Origin of the sequence: Kitasatospora sp. NPDC092039 (assembly GCF_044756065.1) — a bacterium.
GTDB lineage: Bacteria > Actinomycetota > Actinomycetes > Streptomycetales > Streptomycetaceae > Kitasatospora.
The window spans coordinates 34,888-54,662 of sequence record NZ_JBIVSD010000002.1 but is presented as its reverse complement, the minus strand read 5'-3'; the positions used below and the strand labels follow the sequence as shown (position 1 = coordinate 54,662).

Here is a 19,775-nt window from a genome sequence, read left to right as displayed (position 1 = left end):
GAGGGGGTCAGAGCAGGAAGCCCGCCGGGAACGGGTCGCTCGGGTCGAGGAAGTACTGGGCGGTGCCGGTGACCCAGGCCCGCCCGGTGACGGTGGGCACCACCGCGGGGCGCCCGGCCACCTCGGTCTCCTCGACCAGCCGCCCGGTGAAGGTGGTCCCGATGAAGGAGTCGTTGCGGAAGTCCCGCCCGAGCGGCAGTTCGCCGCGCGCGTGCAGCTGGGCCATCCGCGCCGAGGTGCCGGTGCCGCAGGGCGAGCGGTCGAACCAGCCGGGGTGGATGGCCATCGCGTGCCGGGAGTGCTCGGCGGTGGAGTCTGGGGCGAGCAGCTGGACGTGGTGGCAGCTGTGGATGGACGGGTTCTCCGGGTGCACCGGCCGGTCCGGGCCCGCGTTGATCGCGTCCATCATCGCCAGGCCGGCGTCCAGGATCTCCTGCTTGCGCTCGCGCTCGAAGGGCAGCCCGAACTCGGCGAGCGGCAGGACGGCGTAGAAGTTGCCGCCGTACGCGAGGTCGTAGGTGACCGTGCCGTAGCCGGGCACCTCGATCCTGCGGTCCAGGGCGACGGAGTACGAGGGCACGTTGCGGATGGTCACCGCCTTGGCGGCGCCGTCCTCGACCCGCACCTCGGCGACCACCAGCCCGGCCGGGGTGTCCAGCCGCACGGTGGTGACCGGCTCGACCACCGGGACCATCCCGGTCTCGACCAGGACGGTGGCGACCCCGATGGTGCCGTGTCCGCACATCGGCAGCAGTCCGGAGACCTCGATGTAGAGCACGCCGAAGTCGGCGTCCGGCCGGGTCGGCGGCTGGAGGACGGCTCCGCTCATCGCCGCGTGGCCGCGCGGCTCGTACATCAGCAGGGTGCGGAAGTGGTCCAGGTGCTGCTGGAAGTGCACCCGTCGCTCGGCCATGGTGGCGCCGGGGATGACGCCGAAGCCGCCGGTGATCACCCGGGTCGGCATGCCCTCGGTGTGCGAGTCGACGGCGTGGAACACGTGACGGCTGCGCATGGCTCACAACTCCCGTGCGAGTTCGAATGGTTGGTGCGGGCCGGGCCGGCTGCCGCCGCAGCCGGCCCGGAGGCCCGGGATCGGACGGACGTCGGACGTCGGACGGACGTCGGACGGGGCTCAGACCAGCCCGTCGGCCAGCGCCTTCTCGGTGGCCGCGCGGACGGCCGCCTCGACCTCGGGGTCGAGCGGCCGGCGCGGGGCGCGCACCGGCCCGCCGGGGCGCCCGGCGATGTCCATGGAGAGCTTGATGGCCTGGACGAACTCGGTCTTGGAGTCCCAGCGCAGCAGCGAGTGCAGCGACCTGTAGAGCGGCAGCGCGTTCTCCAGGTCCTTGGAGACGGCGGCGTCGTAGAGCGCCACCGAGGCGGCCGGCAGGGCGTTCGGGTAGCCGGCGATCCAGCCGACGGCGCCGGCGAGCGCCAGCTCCAGCAGCACGTCGTCGGCGCCGATCAGCAGGTCGAGGCCGGGGGCCAGCTCGGCGATCTCGTACGCCCGGCGGACGTCGCCGCTGAACTCCTTGACGGCGACGATCGAGCCCTCGGCGTGCAGCTGGGCGAGCAGTGCGGGGACGAGGTCGACCTTGGTGTCGATCGGGTTGTTGTACGCCACGATCGGCAGCCCGGCCTTGGCGACCTCGGCGTAGTGGGCGCGCACCGAGGCGTGGTCGGCCCGGTAGGCGTTCGGCGGCAGCAGCAGGACGGAGCCGGCGCCGGCCTCGGCGGCCTGCTCGGCCCAGCGGCGGGACTCGGCGCTGCCGTAGGCGGCCACGCCGGGCATCACCCGGGAGCCGTCGCCGGCCGCCTCGACGGCGACCTCGACGACCTTGGCGCGCTCCTCGGCGGTGAGCGTCTGGTACTCGCCGAGCGAGCCGTTGGGGACGACGCCCTCGCAGCCGGAGTCGATCAGCCAGCGGACGTGCTCGGCGTAGGCGTCGTAGTCGACGGAGTGGTCCGGGCGCAGCGGCAGCGTGGTGGCGACCATGATGCCGCGCCAGGGACGGTCGGTGTCGTGCTGGGTGATGGACACATGAGCTCCTTGATGAGGTGTGACATTTTACTAGAGGGGGCGGGCCGGAGACAAGGTCCCCGGCCCGCCGTCCGACGACGGGCCGCTACGGCGCCTCCGGGCCGGGCCCCGCCGCCAGCTGGGAGAGCGGCACCGGGCAGCCCAGCGGCCGCCGGTCCGGTCCGGGCTCACCCGGGCCGGACAGGCAGGCCACGGCCGGACCGCACATCCGGCCCTGGCACCAGCCCATCCCGGCCCGGGTGAGCAGCTTGACGGTGCGCGGATCGCCCGCGCCCAGCTCCTCGACGGCCTCCCGGATCGCCGCGACCGGCACCTCCTCGCACCGGCAGACGTCGGTGTCCGGGCGCAGCCAGCCGGTCCAGCCGGGGCCCGGCCGGTGGGCGGCGGCCATCAGCTCCGCGAAGGCCCGCAACCGCGCCCGGCGGCGCAGCAGCGCGGCCGCGGGCGGCTCCCCGGCCACCGCGTGCGCGGCCAGCTCACCCTCGGCGAGCGCGAGGTCCGCGCCGCCGACGCCGTTGGTCTCCCCCGCCGACCACAGGCCGGGCACGCTGGTGCGCAGCCGGGCGTCGACCTCCAGCGCCACCGCGCCGTCCGGCCCGGTGCGGGTCCGCGCGCCCAGCTCGGCGGCCAGGTCGATCTGCGGCAGCAGGCCGTGGCCGACGGCGAGCGCGTCGCAGTCGATCCGCCGTCCGGTGCCCGGCACCGGACGCCAGTCGGCGTCCAGCCGGGCCACCGTGACGCCGGTGACCCGGTCCGTCCCGTGCGCCTCGACCACCGCGCTGCGCGGGCGCAGCCGCACCCGGTACCGCAGCAGCGCACCGCCGTGCCCGGCGCCCTCGACCAGCTTGCCGGGCACGCCCGCCAGCACGCCGGGGCGCCGCGCGTACCCGAGGTAGGCGGTGGCCTCGACCACGGCGGGCACCTCGGCCCCGGCGGTGACCAGCGAGGAGGCCGCCGCGAGCAGCAGCGGGCCGCTGCCGGCCACCACGATCCGCTTCCCGGGCAGCACCAGCCCGGCCTTGAGCATGGCCTGGGCGCCGCCCGCGGTGACCACCCCGGGCAGGGTCCAGCCGGGGAACGGCAGCTGCCGCTCGTACGCGCCGGTGGCGAGCAGCACCGACCGGGACCGGACGGTGGCCCGGTCGGTGCTCTCCGGCCCGCGGGTGACGTGCACCGCGAAGCCGTCCCCGGTGCGTTCCAGCGCCCAGACCTGGTACCCGGCCCGGAAGCCGGCCCGCCCAGTGCGCTCGTGCGCGGCGAGCCGGTCGGCCAACCCGGTGTAGGCGGACCAGCGGTGGTGCAGCCGGTCCGGCCGGGCCGCACCGAGGCCGGGCGCCGGGTGGCGGTAGTACTGCCCGCCGGTGCTCCGCCCGCCGTCCAGCAGGGCGCAGCGCAGCCCGAGGTCGGCGGCGGTGACGGCGGCGGCCAGCCCGGCGGGGCCGGCGCCGACCACCACGAGGTCGAACGGCGGGGAGTCAGACGGCGAGGTCGGCACGGCCGTGGCCCTCCTGGGTGGTGACGGTGGTGCCGGGCTCGGCGGGGAGCAGGCAGGTGCGCTGGTTGGGGCGGCCGTCGACGGTGGCCAGGCAGTCGAAGCAGGCGCCGATCCCGCAGAACGCCCCGCGCGGCCTGCCGCCGACCCGGGTGGTGCGCCAGGCGAGCACGCCGTCGGCCCAGAGCGCGGCGGCGATCGACTGGCCGGGCAGCGCGGGGACGGGCCGCCCGTCGAACTCGATGTGGTGGGCGGGCCCGGGTTCGGCCTCGACCAGCCCGGCGGGGGTGCGGCGGCGCATCGGCGGCTTCTCCAATCTCGGATCTCACGGTGAACAGTCGGGAAGGGCTCGCGCGCGGAACGCGGACCCGGGCGGCCGGGCCGTCACCCGGCCGGGCTGCTACGTCGGGGGGAACCGGTCCGCCCGGAACGGCGCGAGGTCCAGCTCCGGCCGCTTGCCGGTGAGCTGCTCGCTGATCAGCAGCCCGGTCGCCGGAGCCAGCCCGATGCCGGCCCCCTCGTGCCCGCAGGCGTGGTACAGCCCGGGCACCCGGGGGTCCGCCCCGATGGCCGGCAGGTGGTCCGGCAGGTACGGGCGGAAGCCCCGGTAGGCGCGCATCACGGTGACGCCGGCGAGCACCGGGAACAGTCGGGCGGCCTGGGCGGCGAGCCGGCTCAGCACCTCCTGGGAGAGCGTGCGGTCGAAGCCGACCCGCTCCCGGCTGGCGCCGATCAGCACCGGCCCGCCCGGGGTGCCCTCGATCACCGCGGAGGTCTCCAGCCCGGCCGACCCGCTGGCCACGTTCGCCACGTAGTCGGCGGCGTAGACCTTGTGCCGAACGACCCGCGGCAGCGGCTCGGTGACCAGCACGAAGCCGCGCCGGGGCAGCACCGGCAGGTGGACCCCGGCCAGCGCGGCGACCTCGCCGCCCCAGGTGCCGGCCGCGTTCACCACGGCGGCGGCGGGCAGCGTCCGCCGGTCGGTCCGCACACCGCGCACGGCGCCGTCCGGGCCCCGGTCGACGGCGGTGACGCTCTCCCCGGTGATCAGCTCGGCGCCCCTGCGGCGGGCCTCGCGCAGCAGGTGGGCGGCGGCGAGGGCGGGCTGGACCTGGGCGTCCTGCGGGTAGTGGAAGCCGCCGGCCAGGCCGTCGGCCAGGTGCGGCTCCAGCTCGCGCAGCCGCTCGCCGGGCACCTCCTCGGCCTCGACCCCGACGGCCCGCTGCCCGGCGGCGAAGGCCCGCAGCGCGTCCTGCCCGGCGGCGGTGGAGGCGACCACCACGCCGCCCTTGGGCTCGTACTCGATCGCCGGGCCGAGCAAGTCGGCGAGTTCGCGCCAGAGCCGGGTGCTGAGCAGGGCGAGGTCGAGTTCGGGGCCGGGCTCCTTGTCGGAGACCAGCAGGTTGCCCTCGCCCGCACCGGTGGTGCCGCCGGCCACCGGGCCGCGGTCCACGACGGCGACGGCGAGGCCGGCGCGGGCGGCGTAGTAGGCGCAGGCGGCGCCGACCACACCGGCGCCGACCACGACGACGTCCAGGGGAGGTCTCTCGGTCTTCAGCACGCCAGTAATATGTCACATGCCATGCAGGCTGCCAAGACCGCCCCGCCGAAACCCGGAGCACCCCCGACCAGCACGAAGCCCCGGCCCACCGCTCGACGGAGCGACGGACCGGGGCTCCCTCAGGGCCCACCGGCTCGGGCCGGGGCCTGCCGGCTCAGGTGATGTCGTCCATCTCCTCGCGGCGGGACGCCGGCACCACCGCGCCGGCCGCCGGGGCCGCCGAGGCCTGGACGGACTCCGCACCGGCCACCGGCTGCACCGAGAGGTCCAGGTGCGAGGCCTCCTCGTCGTCCAGCCCGGCGTCCGGGTTGCGGCGGGCCTTGCGCCTGTCGAAGAAGAGCGCGATCCCCACCGCGATGAAGTACAGCGCCCAGATCGGCGCGGCCAGGGCCAGCATGCTCAGCGGGTCGGCGCTCGGCGTCGCGAAGGCCGCGAAGATCGTGATGCCCATGACCATGCCGCGCCACCAGCCCAGCAGCCGCTTGCCGGTGACCACGCCGATGAGGTTCAGCATCACCAGCAGCAGCGGGAACTCGAAGGCCAGGCCGAAGACCAGCACCATCCTGGTCGCGATGTCGAAGTAGTCCTCGGGCGGCAGGATCGGCGTGGTGTTGTTCGGGGTGAACGAGATCAGCACGTCGATCGTGGTCGGCAGCACCAGGATGGCCACGGCCACACCGGCCAGGAACAGCGGCGTCCCGCAGAGCAGGAAGACGACCGTGTACTTCTTCTCGTGCCGGTGCAGACCGGGCGCCACGAAGGCCCAGACCTGGTAGAGCCAGATCGGCACCGTCCCGACCACGCCCGCCGTCAGGGCGACCTTGAGCATCCAGGTGAAACCGGCGGTCAGACCGATGTTGGAGACCTGGGCGCACTTGCCCTTGTAGTGCTCGGCCAGCTCCATGGTGTCGCACCTCGGCAGCGGCTTCAGGAGGAAGTCCTCCAGCTGCTTGTGGTAGACCGCCGCCACGATGGTGATCAACACGATCGCCAGGACCGACTTGACCACGCGGTTGCGCAGTTCCCGCAGGTGGTCGGCGAGGGCCATCCGCCCCTCAGGATCCTTTGACGCCTTCGGCGCCTTGGAGAGCTTGCTCAACCCCGGTCCTCAACTCGTGCGTCGGGGCCCACCGGTCGGCGGGCCTCCGTGGTCGCGCGCGTCGCGCAGGTGGTGCGCGCGGCGCGCGTCGGGTGCCTCACGTGCGCCGCGCTCAGTGCGGGCGGTCGCCGTCGGGCGCGGAGGTTCCGGCGGCGGGCCCGCCCACCGGACGGGCCGTGGCCGACGCGCCCGGGGCGGCCTGGACGGTCCTGCCCTCGGCGCCGTCCACCGGGGCCGGCGCGGGCCGGGCCGGCTGCTCCGAACCGTCGTCCGAACGCATCGCCCGGGCCTCGCTCTTCAGGATCCGCATCGACTTGCCCAGCGAGCGCGCCAGGTCCGGCAGCCGCTTGGCTCCGAACAGCACGATGGCGAGAACCACGATCACCACGATCGCGGTCATCGAGATGCGCATGCGCGACCACCTTCAGTCATGGCGGCCCGACGGGCCGTCCGCTGCGGATGGTAACCGCTGCGGATGACGCCACGACGACGGCCGCCCGAACAGGACAGCGGCCCCCGGTTCGCGGTTCAGGAGCCATCTGAGAGCGTAACCCGCCCCTGCCCGCGCGCAGCAGTCCCCGTACCGCCCCGGGCCCGGCCGTGCTACGCGACCGGGACGGTCCGCTCCGCCGCCGGGGGGTCCGCACCCGGCACCGCGTCCGCCAGGTCCCCGGCCGCGGCGGCCAGCGCCCGCGAGGCCCGGTCCACGCCCTGGGCCAGCGCCCGCACGTCCAGCCAGAGCCGGATCGCGAGGACCCCGAGGACCAGCAGGCCCGCGGTGGCGAGCAGGACGGCGGCGACGAGCATCCAGGACATGCGCCCCACCCTATACGCGTACTACCCCTCGGCCGGGACGAGCCGCATGGTGCGGACCCCCGCCTCGGTGAGCGCCTCGACGATCTTCTCCCCGGCCGGCTTGCGCACCGCCGCCCCGCAGCGCGGGCAGGCGAAGCTGTAGTGCGCCTGGGCCGGGGTGCGGCCGAGGGTCAGGCGGAAGTCCTCGGCCGGGAGCTCCACCTTCTCCCGGCAGTCGGAGCAGTACACCTTGAATCTGGTCCCGGGTTCCACCGCTCAGGCCCGCCCCTCCCCGTAGGCGGCCAGCGCCTCCCGCGCGGCCGAACGCGCCTGCTCGGCCAGCTCGGGCGGCGAGACGATCCGGCCGTCCCGGCCCAGCCGCAGCGCCAGCGGGCGCAGCTGGGAGGGGTCGGCACTGCGCAGGGTGATCCGCAGCCCGCCGTCGGGCAGTTCCTCGGCCCGGTCGTGGGTGTAGTACTCGGCCACCCAGCGCCCGCCGGAGGAGACCTCGACGACCACCTCGGGGTCGTCCGCCGCCGGGTTGACCAGCCCGCCGCTCAGATCGCGCGGCTCGCGCCGGGGCGGGTCGGCCGGGACGTCCAGGACGCGGATCTCGGCGACCCGGTCGAGCCGGAACATCCGGTGGTCCTCGGAGGTGCGGCACCAGGCCTCGAGGTAGGTGTGGCCCTCGGTGAGCAGCCGGATCGGGTCGACCTCGCGCTCGGTCATCCCGCCGCGCCCGTGGGAGTAGTAGCGCAGCCAGAGCCGGCGGCCCTCGCTGAGCGCGCGGTCGATGTCGGCGAAGACGTGGCTCTCCGCCTCGAAGGTCACGCCGACCCGGGCACTGCCCTCGGCGCTCTCCCCCGCCGCGTTCTCGATCTTGGCGACGGCCCGGGTGAGCGCCTCCCGGTCCCCGGCCCGCAGGCCCGGCAGCCCGGCCACCGCCCGGGCGGCCACCAGCAGCGCGGTCGCCTCGTCGGCGGCCAGCCGCAGCGGCTGGGCCACGTCGTCGACGTTGTGCCACCAGATCCGCTCGCCGTCGGTGTCGATGTCGAGCAGGTCGCCGCCGCGGAAGCTGGTGCCGCACATCGGCAGCACGTTGAGGTCGGCGATCAGCTCGCGCTCGCTGATCCCGAACGCCCGGGCCACCTCGGCGACCTCGGCCCCGGGCCGCTCGCGCAGGTAGGTGACCAGCGACAGCATCCGTCGCGTCTGGTCGATCGCATTGCTCATGCCCGCACATCCTCGATACCAGCGACCGCCCGCAGCCGGTCGACCACGTCCGCCCGCAGCTCCTCCGGCCCGAGCACCAGCACGTCCGGCCCGAACTCGGCCAGGTCCGCGCCCAGCCCGTTGCCGTACGGGATCTCCAGTTCGTCCCAGGCCTCGTCCACCCGGGTGCTGGCCAGCGCCTTGGTGCGCAGCGGGAACCCGGCGCCCCGGCGGACCCGGACGGTCGCGGTGGCGGTGGCCCCCTCCCCCGCGAACTTCGCCACGGTGGCCCGGACGTCCACGTGCTCGGGCACGGTGCCGAGGAAGGCCCCGGACCTCGCCTTCACCCTGCCGGTGATCCGGCTGAGCCGGAACACCCGGGCGTCGCCCCGGTCGCGGTCGTACCCGGCCAGGTACCAGTGCCCGCGCCAGCACTCCAGCGCCCACGGCTCGACGCTGCGCTGCTCGACGGCGGCGGCACCGGCCTTGCGGTAGTCGAAGGTGACCGGACGGCGGTCCCGGGCGGCGGTGAGCAGCGGCTCGAACGCGGCCTCCCGGGCGGGGATGCGCGGCTCCAGGGCGGTACGGCCCTCGGCCTCGGCGAACGGCACCCCGGCCGCGCGCAGCTTCTGCAGGGCGCCGCTGGCGGCGCCGGACATCTTGGCCTGCTGCCAGACCCGGGCGGCCAGGGTCAGCGCGGCCGCCTCCTCGGCGTCCAGGGCGATCTCGGGCAGCCGGTTGCGGTCGGCGCGGGCCAGGTAGCCGAGCTCGCCGTCCAGGGTGCTCTCGTCGACGTCGATCACCAGGCCGAGCTCGCGCAGGTCGTCCTTGTCCCGCTCGAACATCCGGTTGAAGGCGTCCTCGCTGCTGTTCTGCCAGGCCTCGCGGTACGCCTCGATGGATTCCCGCAGCTCCTTCTTGGAGAGCGGACGTCTGGTGTTCATCAGGCACAGGGCGAGATTCATCAGCCGCTCTGCCTTGGCGATCGCCATCGCTGACCCTTCCGGTGTGCCGCGCCGCGCGCGGGGTGCGCCAACCGGGCGCTCACCACCCGGCGGGACCGACCGTACCGGTAGCGGTACGCACTGCAAAAGCCGCGTCCCGCACCCCGGGCCCGCACCGTGCCGTTCGGGCCCGGACACGCCCGTGGGCCGGGCCCCCGGAGGGGTCCGGCCCACGGTGCGGGCAGGCTCAGACGGCCAGCAGGTCGACCACGAAGATCAGGGTCGAGCCGGCCGGGATCAGCGGCGACGGCGACTGGTCGCCGTACGCCAGGCGCGCCGGGATGGTCAGCTCGCGGCGGCCGCCGACCTTCATGCCGACGACGCCCTGGTCCCAGCCCTTGATGACGCGGCCGGCGCCCAGCGGGAAGCGGAACTCGTTGGGGCTCCGGTTCCAGCTGGCGTCGAACTCCTCGCCGGTCTCGAAGGTCACGCCGACGTAGCGGACGGTGACGTTCTGACCCTTCTTGGCCTCGGCGCCGTCGCCCACGACGATGTCACGGACCTGCAGCTCCGTCGGGGCGTCGCCGATCGGGAAGTCGATCTCAGGCTTCTCGTTGAGGTTGACGCTCACAGTCCCTCTTCTCACGTTTCGCTGGCATTCACGACCAAGCGGCGGGCGCCCGCACCCGGTCCCTCTCAGGACCACCGTACGGGCGCCCGCCGCCCGTCCGGGCCCGGCCACGCGGCCGGACCCGAAGGTCACACGTGCACCATTGTCACCCGAAAGCGGGTCAGCCCTGACCGGCGTCCAGGATGTCCACCACGAAGACCAGCGTCGCGCCGGGCGGGATGTCGCCCTGGCCCTTGTCGCCGTAGCCCAGCGCGGCGGGGATCACCAGCTCGACCCGGCTGCCGACGGTCTGGCCCTCCAGGCCCTGGTCCCAGCCCTGGATGACCTGGCCGCCGCCGACCGGGAAGGTGAACGCCTGGCCCTTGCTGAGCGAGGAGTCGAACACCTTGCCGCTGGAGAACAGCGCGCCGGTGTACTGGACGACGACCTTCTCGCCCTTCTCCACCTTCGGCCCGGTGCCCTTGATCAGGACGTGCGACTTCAGCTCGGTCGGGTCCTTCGCCCCGGCCACCGGGGTGATCTCGGCCGGCTTCTTGCCGTTGTCCTTGACCTGCGGGAAGTCCGCCGGCGGCGGGGTGACGGTCCCGCTCACCACGGCGTCCGGCGCGTTGGCGTTGCGGATGTCGATCACGAAGATCAGGTCGTCCTTGGCGCCGATCGACATGTCGGCCTTGCCCTGGGAGCCGAACGCGGCGGCCGGCGGGGCCACCACCAGCAGCCGGCTGCCGGCCTTCTTGCCGATCACGGCCTGGTCCAGAGCCGGGATCAGCGCGTCGGTGCCGGCCTGGAAGATCTGCGGCTTCCCGTTGGCGTCGTACGAGCTCGGGATGTCCTTGCCGGTGGTCCAGTCCTTGGCGGTGTAGTCCACCGACGTCCAGGAGTTCTTCTCGACCTTGGCGCCGGTGCCCTCGGTGAGCACCTTGACGACGAAGGAGCCGTCGGAGGCCTCGCCCGGCACCTGGATCTCGGCCTTCTTGCCGAAGTCTCCGGCGATCGTCGGCAGCACCTTGGCGCTGTCCTTGATCGGCGGCACCGGGTCGGCGGTCGGCGTGGGCGGCGCGGTCTTGGCGGCGTCCGGCTTGGCCGCGGCGGTGTCCTTGGAGTCGTCCTTGTTCACCATGTAGAGCGTGATGCCGCTGCCGACCAGCAGCACGGCCAGCACCGTGCCGAGGATCACACCCAGCTTGCCGACGCCGGGCGGGTTCTCGTCGTACCCGGCCTCCGAGGTGTCGGACTTGCGCACGTTGGAGGCGAAGATCTGCGGGGCGTCGTCCGTCTTGGTCCCGCCCTGGACGCGCGGCGCCTCGCCGGGCTGCGCCCAGCCGGCCTGCTGCGCCAGGATCGCCGGGGGAACGACGATCGACTCGCGGTCCCCGACCGGGCCGCCGGGGCGAGAGGCGGCCGGGTCACCCGCAGAGCTGTCGTTCGCCGCGGTGCCGGCCCCGCCCGGGCTCGGCGTCTTCTCAGTCATGACTCCCCATCCATCTCGCCACGAGGTCTTCCAGGTCTGCGCCCGGCGTGGGCACGCCGACCTGCGGTCGCACCGCCCGCCCCGGACCTCGGCACCGGGCGGCGCCTGCCACAGTGCGTGGGCAGTATGACAGCTCAGGATGAGGGCGGACGCTTCGCTGTACGAGCGTCCGCCCAAGCGTACGGAATCCCCGGGGTGACTTCGAGAGCCGGACCTAGACCGCTTCGAGAATGTCGATCACGAAGACCAGGGTCGAGTTCGCCGGCACCGAGCCCTGCGCCTTGTCCTGGTAGCCGAGCGCCGGCGGCACCACCAGCAGCACCCGGCTGCCGACGTTCTGCCCGACCAGGCCCTTGTCCCAGCCCTCGATCACGCTGCCGGTGCCGATCTGCACCGCCTGCGCTCCGCCGTGCGTCCAGGAGGCGTCGAACTGCTGGCCGTTGGCCCACAGCACCCCGGTGTACTGCACCACCAGGGTCTGCCCGCTCTTGACCTGCTTGCCCTCGCCCTTGATCAGCACCGCCTGCTGGAGGTCGGTGGGCGCGGCCTGCCCGGCCGGGACGGTGATCGTCGCCGGCGCCTTGCCGTTGTCCTTGACCTGCGGCAGGGTCGCGGCCGGCTCGGTCATCGCCCCGCTCAGCGTGGAGTCCGGCGGCAGGCTCTCCATGACGTCCAGCACGAACACCACGGTGTCGCCGTTGTTGACGCCCAGCTGGGTGGAGCCCTGCTCGCCGAAGGCGGCCGAGGGCGGGGCCACCACCAGCAGCCGGCTGCCCACCTTCTTCCCGATCACGCTCTGGTCCAGCGCCGGCACCAGCTGCCCGCTGCCGGCCTGGTAGAGCTGCGGCTTGCCGTTGGCGTCGTACGAGCTGGGCAGGTCCTTGCCGGTGGTCCAGTCCTTGGCGGTGTAGTTGACCGTCACCCAGTCGCCCTTGTTGACGGTCGTGCGCTCGCCCTCGGTGACCGTGTTCACCACGAACTGGCCGCTGGGCTGCTGGCCCTCGGGGATGGTGATGGTGGCCTTGCTGCCGAATCCGCCACCCGAGAGCGTGGGCATCGGCGACGCCTCGCCGACCGGCGCGGGCACCGTCGGGGCGGCACTCGCCGGGGAGGGCGACGACGGGCCGGCCGCCTTGGGGGAGCTGCTGCAGGCGACCGCGAGCAGCAACGGCAGGGTGAGAAGCAAACCGGCGGTGCGGCGCACGGTGGTCCTAACTGTCGGTCGAAGTCGGCTCTCCGGACTCGACGGACAGCGTATGCCCGGCACGCGGCCGGCCCCGGTAGACACCACCGGGGCCGGCCGCCGCCTTGACCACGCCGCTTCGCGGCTACATCCCCGCGATCAGCTTCTCCACCCGCTCGTCCACCGAACGGAACGGGTCCTTGCACAGCACCGTGCGCTGCGCCTGGTCGTTCAGCTTCAGGTGCACCCAGTCCACCGTGAAGTCCCGGCGCTGCTCCTGCGCCCGGCGGATGAAGTCCCCGCGCAGCCGGGCCCGGGTGGTCTGCGGCGGGATCGACTTGGCCTCGAAGGTCTTGAGGTCGGTGGTCACCCGCTGCGCCTGGCCCTTGCCCTGGAGCAGGTAGAACAGGCCGCGGCGGCGGTGGATGTCGTGGTACGCGAGGTCGATCTGGGCAACCCGCGGGTTGGACATGCTCATCTGGTGCTTCTCGCGGTAGCGCTCGATGAGCTTGTACTTCATGATCCAGTCGATCTCCTGGGCCACCCCGTCCAGCCGCTCGGTGCGGACGGCCTCCAGGGTGCGGCCCCACAGGTCGAGCACCCGGGCGACGGTGCCGGTGTTGATGCCCTTGCGGTCGGCGAACTCCAGGGCCTTGGTGTAGTACTCCTCCTGGATGTCCAGCGCGCTGGCCTCCCGGCCGTTGGCGAGCCGCACCTGGTGGGTGCCGGTGAGGTCGTGGCTCACTTCGCGGATCGCCCGGATCGGGTTCTCCAGGGTGAGGTCGCGCATCACCACGCCGGCCTCGATCAGCCGCAGCACCAGGTCGGTGGTGCCGACCTTGAGCAGCGTCGTGGTCTCGGACATGTTGGAGTCACCGACGATCACGTGCAGCCGGCGGTAGCGCTCGGCGTCCGCGTGCGGCTCGTCCCGGGTGTTGATGATCGGACGCGAGCGGGTGGTCGCCGAGCTGACGCCCTCCCAGATGTGCTCGGCCCGCTGGCTGACGCAGAACACCGCGCCGCGCGGGGTCTGCAGCACCTTGCCCGCGCCGCAGATCAGCTGGCGGGTGACCAGGAACGGGATCAGCACGTCGGCCAGCCGGGAGAACTCGCCGTGCCGGGCCACGCAGTAGTTCTCGTGGCAGCCGTAGGAGTTGCCGGCCGAGTCGGTGTTGTTCTTGAAGAGGTAGACGTCCCCCGCGATGCCCTCCTCGTGCAGCCGCCGCTCGGCGTCCACCAGGAGCCCTTCGAGGATGCGCTCGCCGGCCTTGTCGTGCGTCACCAGCTCGACGACGTCGTCGCACTCGGGGGTGGCGTACTCGGGGTGGGAGCCGACGTCGAGGTAGAGGCGGGCGCCGTTGCGCAGGAAGACGTTGCTGCTGCGGCCCCAGGAGACGACCCGGCGGAACAGGTACCGCGCCACCTCGTCCGGGGACAGCCGTCGCTGCCCGCGGAACGTGCAGGTCACGCCGTACTCGTTCTCCAGCCCGAAAATCCGGCGGTCCATGAGCACTCCATTCTCTGTCGGAGCTGTCCGAAACCGCCTCCACGACGACTGGGCCGCCGCAGGGGCACCGGAGTCCCGGACGGCGGCGGCAGGGCCGCCGCACGGGACTCCGCAGGCACTGCTACACCGGCGTGCCGTCCGCCGGGTCGTCCTCGTCGTCCGCCTCGGCGGACTGGTCCCCGTCGAGCAGCCGGCCCAGCTGGTTGCCCAGGATCCGCTTGAACTTGCGCTGTTGGAACCGCTGGCGGTCGAGGACCGCCACCTCCAGCTGTTCCGGCGTGAGGCTGCGCGGGCTGCCCCCGTTGGGGTCGCGGGCGAGCGAGTCCACCGCGACCTTCACCGCCTCGGTGAGGCTCAGGCCGGCCCGGTGGCGCTGGCCCAGGTAGTTGCCGATCGAGTCGGCGTTGCCGCCGACCACCACGTAGTTCTTCTCGTCCACGACCGAGCCGTCCGGCGTGAGCCGGTAGATCTGGTCGTTGTCGGGGGTGCGGCCGACCTCGGCCACGATCAGCTCGACCTCGTACGGCTTCTCGCCGACCGAGGAGAAGATGGTGCCCAGGGTCTGGGCGTACACGTTGGCCAGGCCCCGGGCCGTGACGTCGGCCCGGTCGTAGGAGTAGCCGCGCAGGTCGGCGTAGCGGACGCCGCCGATGCGCAGGTTCTCGAACTCGTTGTAGCGGCCGACCGCCGCGAAGGCGATCTTGTCGTAGATCTCGGAGACCTTGTGGAGCGCCCTGGAGGTGTTCTCCGCGACGAAGACGATGCCGTCGGCGTAGGTGAGCACGACCACGCTGCGGCCGCGCGCGATGCCCTTGCGGGCGTACTCCGCGCGGTCCGCCATGGCCTGCTGGGGTGAGACGTAGAACGGTGTCGACACCGGCGGTCGTCCCTTTCCTGTGAGGTGGTGGCTAGATCAGCGGGGCCTGCGGGCCGTTGGGCCGGGCCAGGCGCTCGTCGGTGATGGCCACGACGACCTCCGTGACCTCCTCCTCGGTGAGCCGGCGGAAGCCGTCCTCGGTGATCAGCGAGACGATCGGGAAGATCCTGCGGGCGAGGTCCGGGCCGCCGGTGGCGGAGTCGTCGTCCGCCGCGTCGTAGAGCGCCTGGACGACCATGGTGACGGCCTGGTCGGCCGTCAGGTCGTCGCGGTAGAGCTTCTTCATCGAGCCGCGGGCGAAGACCGAGCCCGAGCCGGTGGCGGTGAAACCGCGCTCCTCGGACCGTCCGCCGGTGACGTCGTAGTTGAAGATCCGGCCGCGGCCGAGGTCCAGGTCGTAGCCGGCGAACAGCGGCACCACGGCGAGGCCCTGCATCGCCATGCCCAGGTTGCCCCGGATCATGGTGGTGAGCCGGTTCGCCTTGCCCTCCAGGGAGAGCGTGGCGCCCTCGATCTTCTCGTAGTGCTCCAGCTCCAGCTGGAACAGCCGGACCATCTCGATCGCGAGGCCCGCGGTGCCGGCGACGCCGACCGCGCTGAACTCGTCGGCCGGGAAGACCTTCTCCATGTCGCGTTGGGCGATCACGTTGCCCATCGTGGCCCGGCGGTCACCCGCGATCACCACGCCGCCGTCGAACACCGCGGCCACGATGGTGGTCCCGTGCGGGGCCTCGACCACGGCCCCCTCGGGGAGCCCGCGGTGGCCGGGGACCAGCTCCGGCCGGTGCTCGGCGAGGAAGTCGATGAACGAGGACGACCCCGGGGTCAGGAAGGCAGCCGGTAGACGCCCGGTGCCACGAGTGTTGGCTTCCACACGATTCCTTCCAGGTAGCTTGAAGCGCGCGCTGCCCGCACCCTACCCGCCCGACGATCACTGTCCACGGGTGGTGGGGCCGGTGCCGGACGGCCGGGCGGTGCTCGCCGCCCGGCCGCCCCGGACGGTCGCGACCGTGAATTCGGAATGTCCGGTGCCGGGCTATTGCCCGCCCTTCTGGACGAATCCGCGCACGAAATCCTCGGCATTCGACTCGAGGACCTCGTCGATTTCGTCCAGCACCGCGTCGACGTCGTCGCTCAGCTTTTCCTGGCGCTCCTTGAGGTCCTCGGAATTCTGGCTTTCCGCGGCCTGCTCCTCGACCTCCTCGGAGGAACGGTTTGCCCGCTGCTGGCCGCCGCCGGTGTCCTTGCCCGCCATTTCCCTCACCCCGCTCGATTCGTCTGGCACGGTTCGGTCGCTGCTCGCTGCAACGACCCTATACACAAGGTGCGACTGCCGCTCCCGGTTCGCCGGTGGCGCTTCCTGTCCAACACCCGCTGCCACCCCGGATGATTCCCATTCGGCGGACGTTCACCCGTGGTGATCGAAAAGTTACCCGCCGGACAGCACCCGGAGCAGGTCCTCGGCCGTGCGACAGCGGTCCAGCAGCTCCTTGACGTGGTTGCGGGTGCCGCGAAGCGGTTCCAGGGTGGGCACCCGCTGCAGCGAGTCCCGGCCCGGCAGGTCGAAGATCACCGAGTCCCAGGAGGCCGCCGCGACGTGCTCCGCGTACTGCTCCAGGCAGCGCCCGCGGAAGTACGCCCGGGTGTCCTCCGGCGGCCTGGAGACGGCCCGCTCGACCTCGTCCTCGGTGAGCAGCCGCTCGAACCGCCCACGGGCCACCAGGCGGTTGTAGAGGCCCTTCTCGGGCCGTACGTCGCTGTACTGGAGGTCGACCAGGTGCAGCCGCGGGTTGTCCCACTCCAGGGCGTCCCGGCTGCGGTAGCCCTCCAGGATCTCCCGCTTGGCGACCCAGTCCAGCTGCCGGGAGAGCGACATCGGGTCGCGCTCCAGCCGCCCCAGGACGTCCTCCCAGCGCGTCAGCACGTCCACCGTCTGCTCGTCCGCGTCGGTGCCGAAGCGGTCCTCGACGTACTTGCGGGCCAGCTCGAAGTACTCCAGCTGGAGCTGGACGGCGGTGAGCCGGCGCCCGTTGCGCAGGGTGACCAGGTGCTTGAGGGTCGGGTCGTGGGAGACCCGGTGCAGGGTGCGCACCGGCTGGTCGACGGCGAGGTCCGCGGCGATGAACGAGTCCTCGATCATCGACAGGACCAGCGAGGTGGTGCCCAGCTTGAGGTAGGTGGAGATCTCGGAGAGGTTGGCGTCCCCGATGATCACGTGCAGCCGGCGGTACTTCTCGGCGTCCGCGTGCGGCTCGTCGCGGGTGTTGATGATCGGGCGCTTGAGCGTCGTCTCCAGGCCGACCTCGACCTCGAAGTAGTCCGCCCGCTGGCTGAGCTGGAAGCCGTGTGCCGAGCCGTCCTGGCCGATGCCCACCCGGCCGGCGCCGGTGACCACCTGGCGGGAGACGAAGAACGGGGTGAGGTGGCGGACGATGTCGGCGAACGGTGTCGCCCGCTTCATCAGGTAGTTCTCGTGGGTGCCGTAGGAGGCGCCCTTGTTGTCGGTGTTGTTCTTGTACAGGTGGATGTTCTGCCCGTTGGGCAGTTCCAGCGCGCGTTGCGCGGCGGCGGCCATGATCCGCTCGCCGGCCTTGTCCCAGAGCACCGCGTCACGGGGGTTGGTCACCTCGGGCGAGCTGTACTCGGGGTGCGCGTGGTCCACGTAGAACCGGGCCCCGTTGGTGAGGATGACGTTGGCGAGGCCGATGTCCTCGTCGGTCAGCTGGCTGGCGTCCGCGACCTCGCGGGCCAGGTCGAACCCCCGTGCGTCGCGCAGCGGATTCTCCTCCTCGAAGTCCCAGCGGGCCCGCCGTGCCCGGTGCATCGCCGCCGCGTACGCGTTGACGATCTGGGACGAGGTGAGCATGGCGTTGGCGTTGGGGTGCCCCGGCACGGAGATCCCGTACTCGGTCTCGATGCCCATCACTCGCCGTACGGTCATGCGGCCCTCCTTGCCCGGTGCACCGCCCCCGACGGGCGGCGCACTCTGACGTACCGCCGAACAACACCGACGCCGGGCCTCTGCCCGCGGACGGTGGGTCGAGCCTAGAACCCGGCGCCGAGCGGCGGGCCCGGAGACGCGCCGTCCGGCTGCGGGGCCGCGAGGCGCCACAGCCGGACGGGGTGCGTACAGCTCCGGGGACCGCTGCCGGCCCGGACAACCGCGTGTTTACAGGTACTGCCCCGTGTTGGCGACAGTGTCGATCGAGCGGCCGGACTCGGCGCCCTGCTTGCCGGTGACCAGCGTGCGGATGAAGACGATCCGCTCGCCCTTCTTGCCGGAGATGCGGGCCCAGTCGTCCGGGTTGGTGGTGTTCGGGAGGTCCTCGTTCTCCTTGAACTCGTCCACGCAGGCGGCGAGCAGGTGGGAGACGCGCAGACCGCGCTGACCGTGGTCGAGGAAGTCCTTGATGGCCATCTTCTTCGCGCGGTCGACGATGTTCTGGATCATCGCGCCGGAGTTGAAGTCCTTGAAGTACAGGACCTCCTTGTCACCGTTCGCGTAGGTGACCTCCAGGAAGCGGTTCTCCTCGGTCTCGGAGTACATCCGCTCCACCACCGACTGGATCATCGCCGCCACCGTGGCCTCGACGGAGCCGTCGTGCTCCTTGAGGTCGTCCGGGTGGAACGGCAGCGAGTCCTTCAGGTACTTGGAGAAGATGTCCTTCGCGGCCTCGGCGTCCGGGCGCTCGATCTTGATCTTGACGTCCAGGCGGCCGGGCCGCAGGATCGCCGGGTCGATCATGTCCTCGCGGTTCGAGGCGCCGATGACGATGACGTTCTCCAGCCCCTCCACGCCGTCGATCTCGGCGAGCAGCTGCGGGACGATGGTGTTCTCCACGTCCGAGCTGACGCCGGAACCGCGGGTGCGGAACAGCGACTCCATCTCGTCGAAGAAGACGATGACGGGCGTGCCCTCGCTCGCCTTCTCCCGGGCCCGCTGGAAGACCAGGCGGATCTGCCGCTCGGTCTCGCCCACGTACTTGTTGAGCAGCTCGGGGCCCTTGATGTTGAGGAAGTAGCTCTTCCCCTGGGGGCGGCCGGTGACCTCGGCGACCTTCTTGGCCAACGAGTTGGCGACCGCCTTGGCGATCAGCGTCTTGCCGCAGCCGGGCGGGCCGTAGAGCAGCACGCCCTTGGGCGGGCGCAGCTCGTACTCCTTGAAGAGGTCGGCGTGCAGGTAGGGCAGCTCGACCGCGTCGCGGATCTGCTCGATCTGGTTGCTCAGACCGCCGATCTGCCGGTAGTCGATGTCCGGGACCTCCTCGAGGACCAGCTCCTCGACCTCGGACTTCGGCACGACCTCGAACACGTAGCCGGAGCGGGGCTCCAGCAGCAGGGCGTCGCCCGCCCGGATGGTCAGCCCGCGCAGCGGCTCGGCGAGGCGCACCACGCGCTCCTCGTCCGTGTGCCCCAGGACCAGGGCGCGCTCGCCGTCCTCCAGGAGTTCCTTGAGGGTGACGATCTCGCCGATGTTCTCGAAGGCCATCGCGTCCACGATGTTGAGGGCCTCGTTGAGCATCACTTCCTGGCCGCGCCGCACCTCGTCGAGGGCGACGTTGGGGCTGACGTTCACGCGGAGCTTCCGCCCGCCGGTGAAGATGTCCGCGGTGCCGTCCTCGTTCGCGTCGAGGAAGGTGCCGAAGCCGGCCGGGGGCTGTGCCAGCCGGTCCACTTCCTCCTTGAGGGCCACGATCTGGTCGCGGGCCTCACGCAGGGTGGAGGCGAGCCGGTCGTTCTGGGCGGTCACGCCCGCCAGGTTGGTCTGGAGCTCGACGATCCGCTCTTCGAGGATCCTCGAATTGCGCGGCGAGTCGGCGAGCTTGCGGCGCAACACGGCGATTTCCTGCTCAAGGTACGAGACCTGAGCGGCCTCGTCGGAACCACGAGCGGGCCTGCCGGTGCTGCGGTTGTAGTCGTCATCGTGGGCTGCCACGGTCCTCACCTCCTCCGGGGAGCTGG

At 72.4% G+C, this 19,775-nt stretch carries 20 protein-coding genes and 1 pseudogene; all 21 read right to left on the bottom strand.

The features are described 5' to 3' along the window. Window positions 1–7: 7 nt before the first annotated feature. The 21 genes and pseudogenes from ACIQI7_RS03575 to arc all read right to left on the bottom strand — a co-directional run bounded on the left by ACIQI7_RS03575 (window position 8) and on the right by arc (window position 19,749). Window positions 8–1,012, bottom strand: coding sequence for a proline racemase family protein (locus ACIQI7_RS03575; RefSeq protein WP_401104684.1), 1,005 nt, complete (start codon window positions 1,010–1,012; stop codon window positions 8–10). Window positions 1,013–1,132: 120 nt separating this feature from the next. Continuing rightward, window positions 1,133–1,996 (bottom strand): dihydrodipicolinate synthase family protein, encoded by an 864-nt coding sequence (locus ACIQI7_RS03570; protein ID WP_401105663.1) that lies wholly within the window; start codon window positions 1,994–1,996, stop codon window positions 1,133–1,135. A 130-nt stretch (window positions 1,997–2,126) separates the two neighbouring features. Next, complete coding sequence (locus ACIQI7_RS03565) at window positions 2,127–3,536, bottom strand: NAD(P)/FAD-dependent oxidoreductase (RefSeq protein ID WP_401104681.1); 1,410 nt, start codon at window positions 3,534–3,536, stop codon at window positions 2,127–2,129. Further along, complete coding sequence (locus ACIQI7_RS03560; RefSeq protein WP_355250421.1) at window positions 3,517–3,834, bottom strand: (2Fe-2S)-binding protein; 318 nt, start codon at window positions 3,832–3,834, stop codon at window positions 3,517–3,519. Before ACIQI7_RS03560 ends, ACIQI7_RS03565 begins: the two co-directional genes overlap by 20 nt. 99 nt (window positions 3,835–3,933) lie before the next feature. After that, window positions 3,934–5,094 (bottom strand): NAD(P)/FAD-dependent oxidoreductase, encoded by a 1,161-nt coding sequence (locus ACIQI7_RS03555; RefSeq protein ID WP_401104677.1) that lies wholly within the window; start codon window positions 5,092–5,094, stop codon window positions 3,934–3,936. A gap of 154 nt (window positions 5,095–5,248) precedes the next feature. Then, window positions 5,249–6,193 carry a twin-arginine translocase subunit TatC gene (gene tatC / locus ACIQI7_RS03550; RefSeq protein WP_387759880.1) on the bottom strand — a complete coding sequence of 315 codons (945 nt, stop codon included), beginning with the start codon at window positions 6,191–6,193 and terminating at the stop codon, window positions 5,249–5,251. Between the two features lie 112 nt (window positions 6,194–6,305). Further along, on the bottom strand, window positions 6,306–6,605 hold the full coding sequence (tatA, locus tag ACIQI7_RS03545; protein ID WP_401104675.1) for a Sec-independent protein translocase subunit TatA: 300 nt from the start codon (window positions 6,603–6,605) through the stop codon (window positions 6,306–6,308). Between the two features lie 191 nt (window positions 6,606–6,796). Beyond that, window positions 6,797–7,009, bottom strand: coding sequence for a hypothetical protein (locus tag ACIQI7_RS03540; RefSeq protein ID WP_401104673.1), 213 nt, complete (start codon window positions 7,007–7,009; stop codon window positions 6,797–6,799). A gap of 21 nt (window positions 7,010–7,030) precedes the next feature. Continuing rightward, complete coding sequence (locus ACIQI7_RS03535; protein WP_401104671.1) at window positions 7,031–7,261, bottom strand: hypothetical protein; 231 nt, start codon at window positions 7,259–7,261, stop codon at window positions 7,031–7,033. Between the two features lie 3 nt (window positions 7,262–7,264). Continuing rightward, window positions 7,265–8,221 carry a helix-turn-helix transcriptional regulator gene (locus ACIQI7_RS03530; protein WP_387759875.1) on the bottom strand — a complete coding sequence of 319 codons (957 nt, stop codon included), beginning with the start codon at window positions 8,219–8,221 and terminating at the stop codon, window positions 7,265–7,267. Next, window positions 8,218–9,192, bottom strand: coding sequence for a helix-turn-helix transcriptional regulator (locus tag ACIQI7_RS03525; RefSeq protein ID WP_401104668.1), 975 nt, complete (start codon window positions 9,190–9,192; stop codon window positions 8,218–8,220). Before ACIQI7_RS03525 ends, ACIQI7_RS03530 begins: the two co-directional genes overlap by 4 nt. A gap of 199 nt (window positions 9,193–9,391) precedes the next feature. Further along, window positions 9,392–9,775 carry an FKBP-type peptidyl-prolyl cis-trans isomerase gene (locus tag ACIQI7_RS03520; protein WP_401104666.1) on the bottom strand — a complete coding sequence of 128 codons (384 nt, stop codon included), beginning with the start codon at window positions 9,773–9,775 and terminating at the stop codon, window positions 9,392–9,394. A 160-nt stretch (window positions 9,776–9,935) separates the two neighbouring features. After that, a complete protein-coding gene (locus ACIQI7_RS03515) occupies window positions 9,936–11,246 on the bottom strand; it encodes an FKBP-type peptidyl-prolyl cis-trans isomerase (RefSeq protein ID WP_401104664.1) in 1,311 nt (436 codons plus the stop codon). Between the two features lie 214 nt (window positions 11,247–11,460). Further along, window positions 11,461–12,450 carry an FKBP-type peptidyl-prolyl cis-trans isomerase gene (locus ACIQI7_RS03510; protein ID WP_401104662.1) on the bottom strand — a complete coding sequence of 330 codons (990 nt, stop codon included), beginning with the start codon at window positions 12,448–12,450 and terminating at the stop codon, window positions 11,461–11,463. A 124-nt stretch (window positions 12,451–12,574) separates the two neighbouring features. Continuing rightward, a complete protein-coding gene (gene pafA / locus ACIQI7_RS03505) occupies window positions 12,575–13,936 on the bottom strand; it encodes a Pup--protein ligase (RefSeq protein WP_387759868.1) in 1,362 nt (453 codons plus the stop codon). A 121-nt stretch (window positions 13,937–14,057) separates the two neighbouring features. Further along, window positions 14,058–14,813, bottom strand: a complete 756-nt coding sequence (prcA, locus tag ACIQI7_RS03500) for a proteasome subunit alpha (protein WP_359819840.1) — start codon at window positions 14,811–14,813, stop codon at window positions 14,058–14,060. A 31-nt stretch (window positions 14,814–14,844) separates the two neighbouring features. Then, window positions 14,845–15,642 (bottom strand): proteasome subunit beta, encoded by a 798-nt coding sequence (gene prcB / locus ACIQI7_RS03495; protein WP_387759925.1) that lies wholly within the window; start codon window positions 15,640–15,642, stop codon window positions 14,845–14,847. Beyond that, window positions 15,639–15,716 (bottom strand): annotated as a pseudogene (locus tag ACIQI7_RS03490) (recombination endonuclease VII); the annotation flags it as partial. The gene prcB and the pseudogene ACIQI7_RS03490, both read right to left, overlap by 4 nt. 133 nt (window positions 15,717–15,849) lie before the next feature. Continuing rightward, window positions 15,850–16,068: a ubiquitin-like protein Pup gene (locus tag ACIQI7_RS03485; protein WP_355250385.1), complete on the bottom strand. Its 219-nt coding sequence runs from the start codon at window positions 16,066–16,068 to the stop codon at window positions 15,850–15,852. A gap of 174 nt (window positions 16,069–16,242) precedes the next feature. Further along, entirely contained in the window at window positions 16,243–17,754 is a 1,512-nt protein-coding gene (dop, locus tag ACIQI7_RS03480; RefSeq protein ID WP_401104658.1) for a depupylase/deamidase Dop, read from the bottom strand. A 228-nt stretch (window positions 17,755–17,982) separates the two neighbouring features. Further along, entirely contained in the window at window positions 17,983–19,749 is a 1,767-nt protein-coding gene (gene arc / locus ACIQI7_RS03475) for a proteasome ATPase (protein WP_387759865.1), read from the bottom strand. Window positions 19,750–19,775 lie beyond the last annotated feature (26 nt).

Coding starts and splice junctions, on each gene's coding strand:
- ACIQI7_RS03575 (WP_401104684.1), bottom strand. CDS start 1,012: ATGCGCAGCCGTCACGTGTTCCACGCCGTCGACTCGCACACCGAGGGC.
- ACIQI7_RS03570 (WP_401105663.1), bottom strand. CDS start 1,996: ATGGTCGCCACCACGCTGCCGCTGCGCCCGGACCACTCCGTCGACTAC.
- ACIQI7_RS03560 (WP_355250421.1), bottom strand. CDS start 3,834: ATGCGCCGCCGCACCCCCGCCGGGCTGGTCGAGGCCGAACCCGGGCCC.
- tatA (WP_401104675.1), bottom strand. CDS start 6,605: ATGCGCATCTCGATGACCGCGATCGTGGTGATCGTGGTTCTCGCCATC.
- ACIQI7_RS03540 (WP_401104673.1), bottom strand. CDS start 7,009: ATGTCCTGGATGCTCGTCGCCGCCGTCCTGCTCGCCACCGCGGGCCTG.
- ACIQI7_RS03530 (WP_387759875.1), bottom strand. CDS start 8,221: ATGAGCAATGCGATCGACCAGACGCGACGGATGCTGTCGCTGGTCACC.
- ACIQI7_RS03525 (WP_401104668.1), bottom strand. CDS start 9,192: ATGGCGATCGCCAAGGCAGAGCGGCTGATGAATCTCGCCCTGTGCCTG.
- ACIQI7_RS03515 (WP_401104664.1), bottom strand. CDS start 11,246: ATGACTGAGAAGACGCCGAGCCCGGGCGGGGCCGGCACCGCGGCGAAC.
- pafA (WP_387759868.1), bottom strand. CDS start 13,936: ATGGACCGCCGGATTTTCGGGCTGGAGAACGAGTACGGCGTGACCTGC.
- ACIQI7_RS03485 (WP_355250385.1), bottom strand. CDS start 16,068: ATGGCGGGCAAGGACACCGGCGGCGGCCAGCAGCGGGCAAACCGTTCC.
- dop (WP_401104658.1), bottom strand. CDS start 17,754: ATGACCGTACGGCGAGTGATGGGCATCGAGACCGAGTACGGGATCTCC.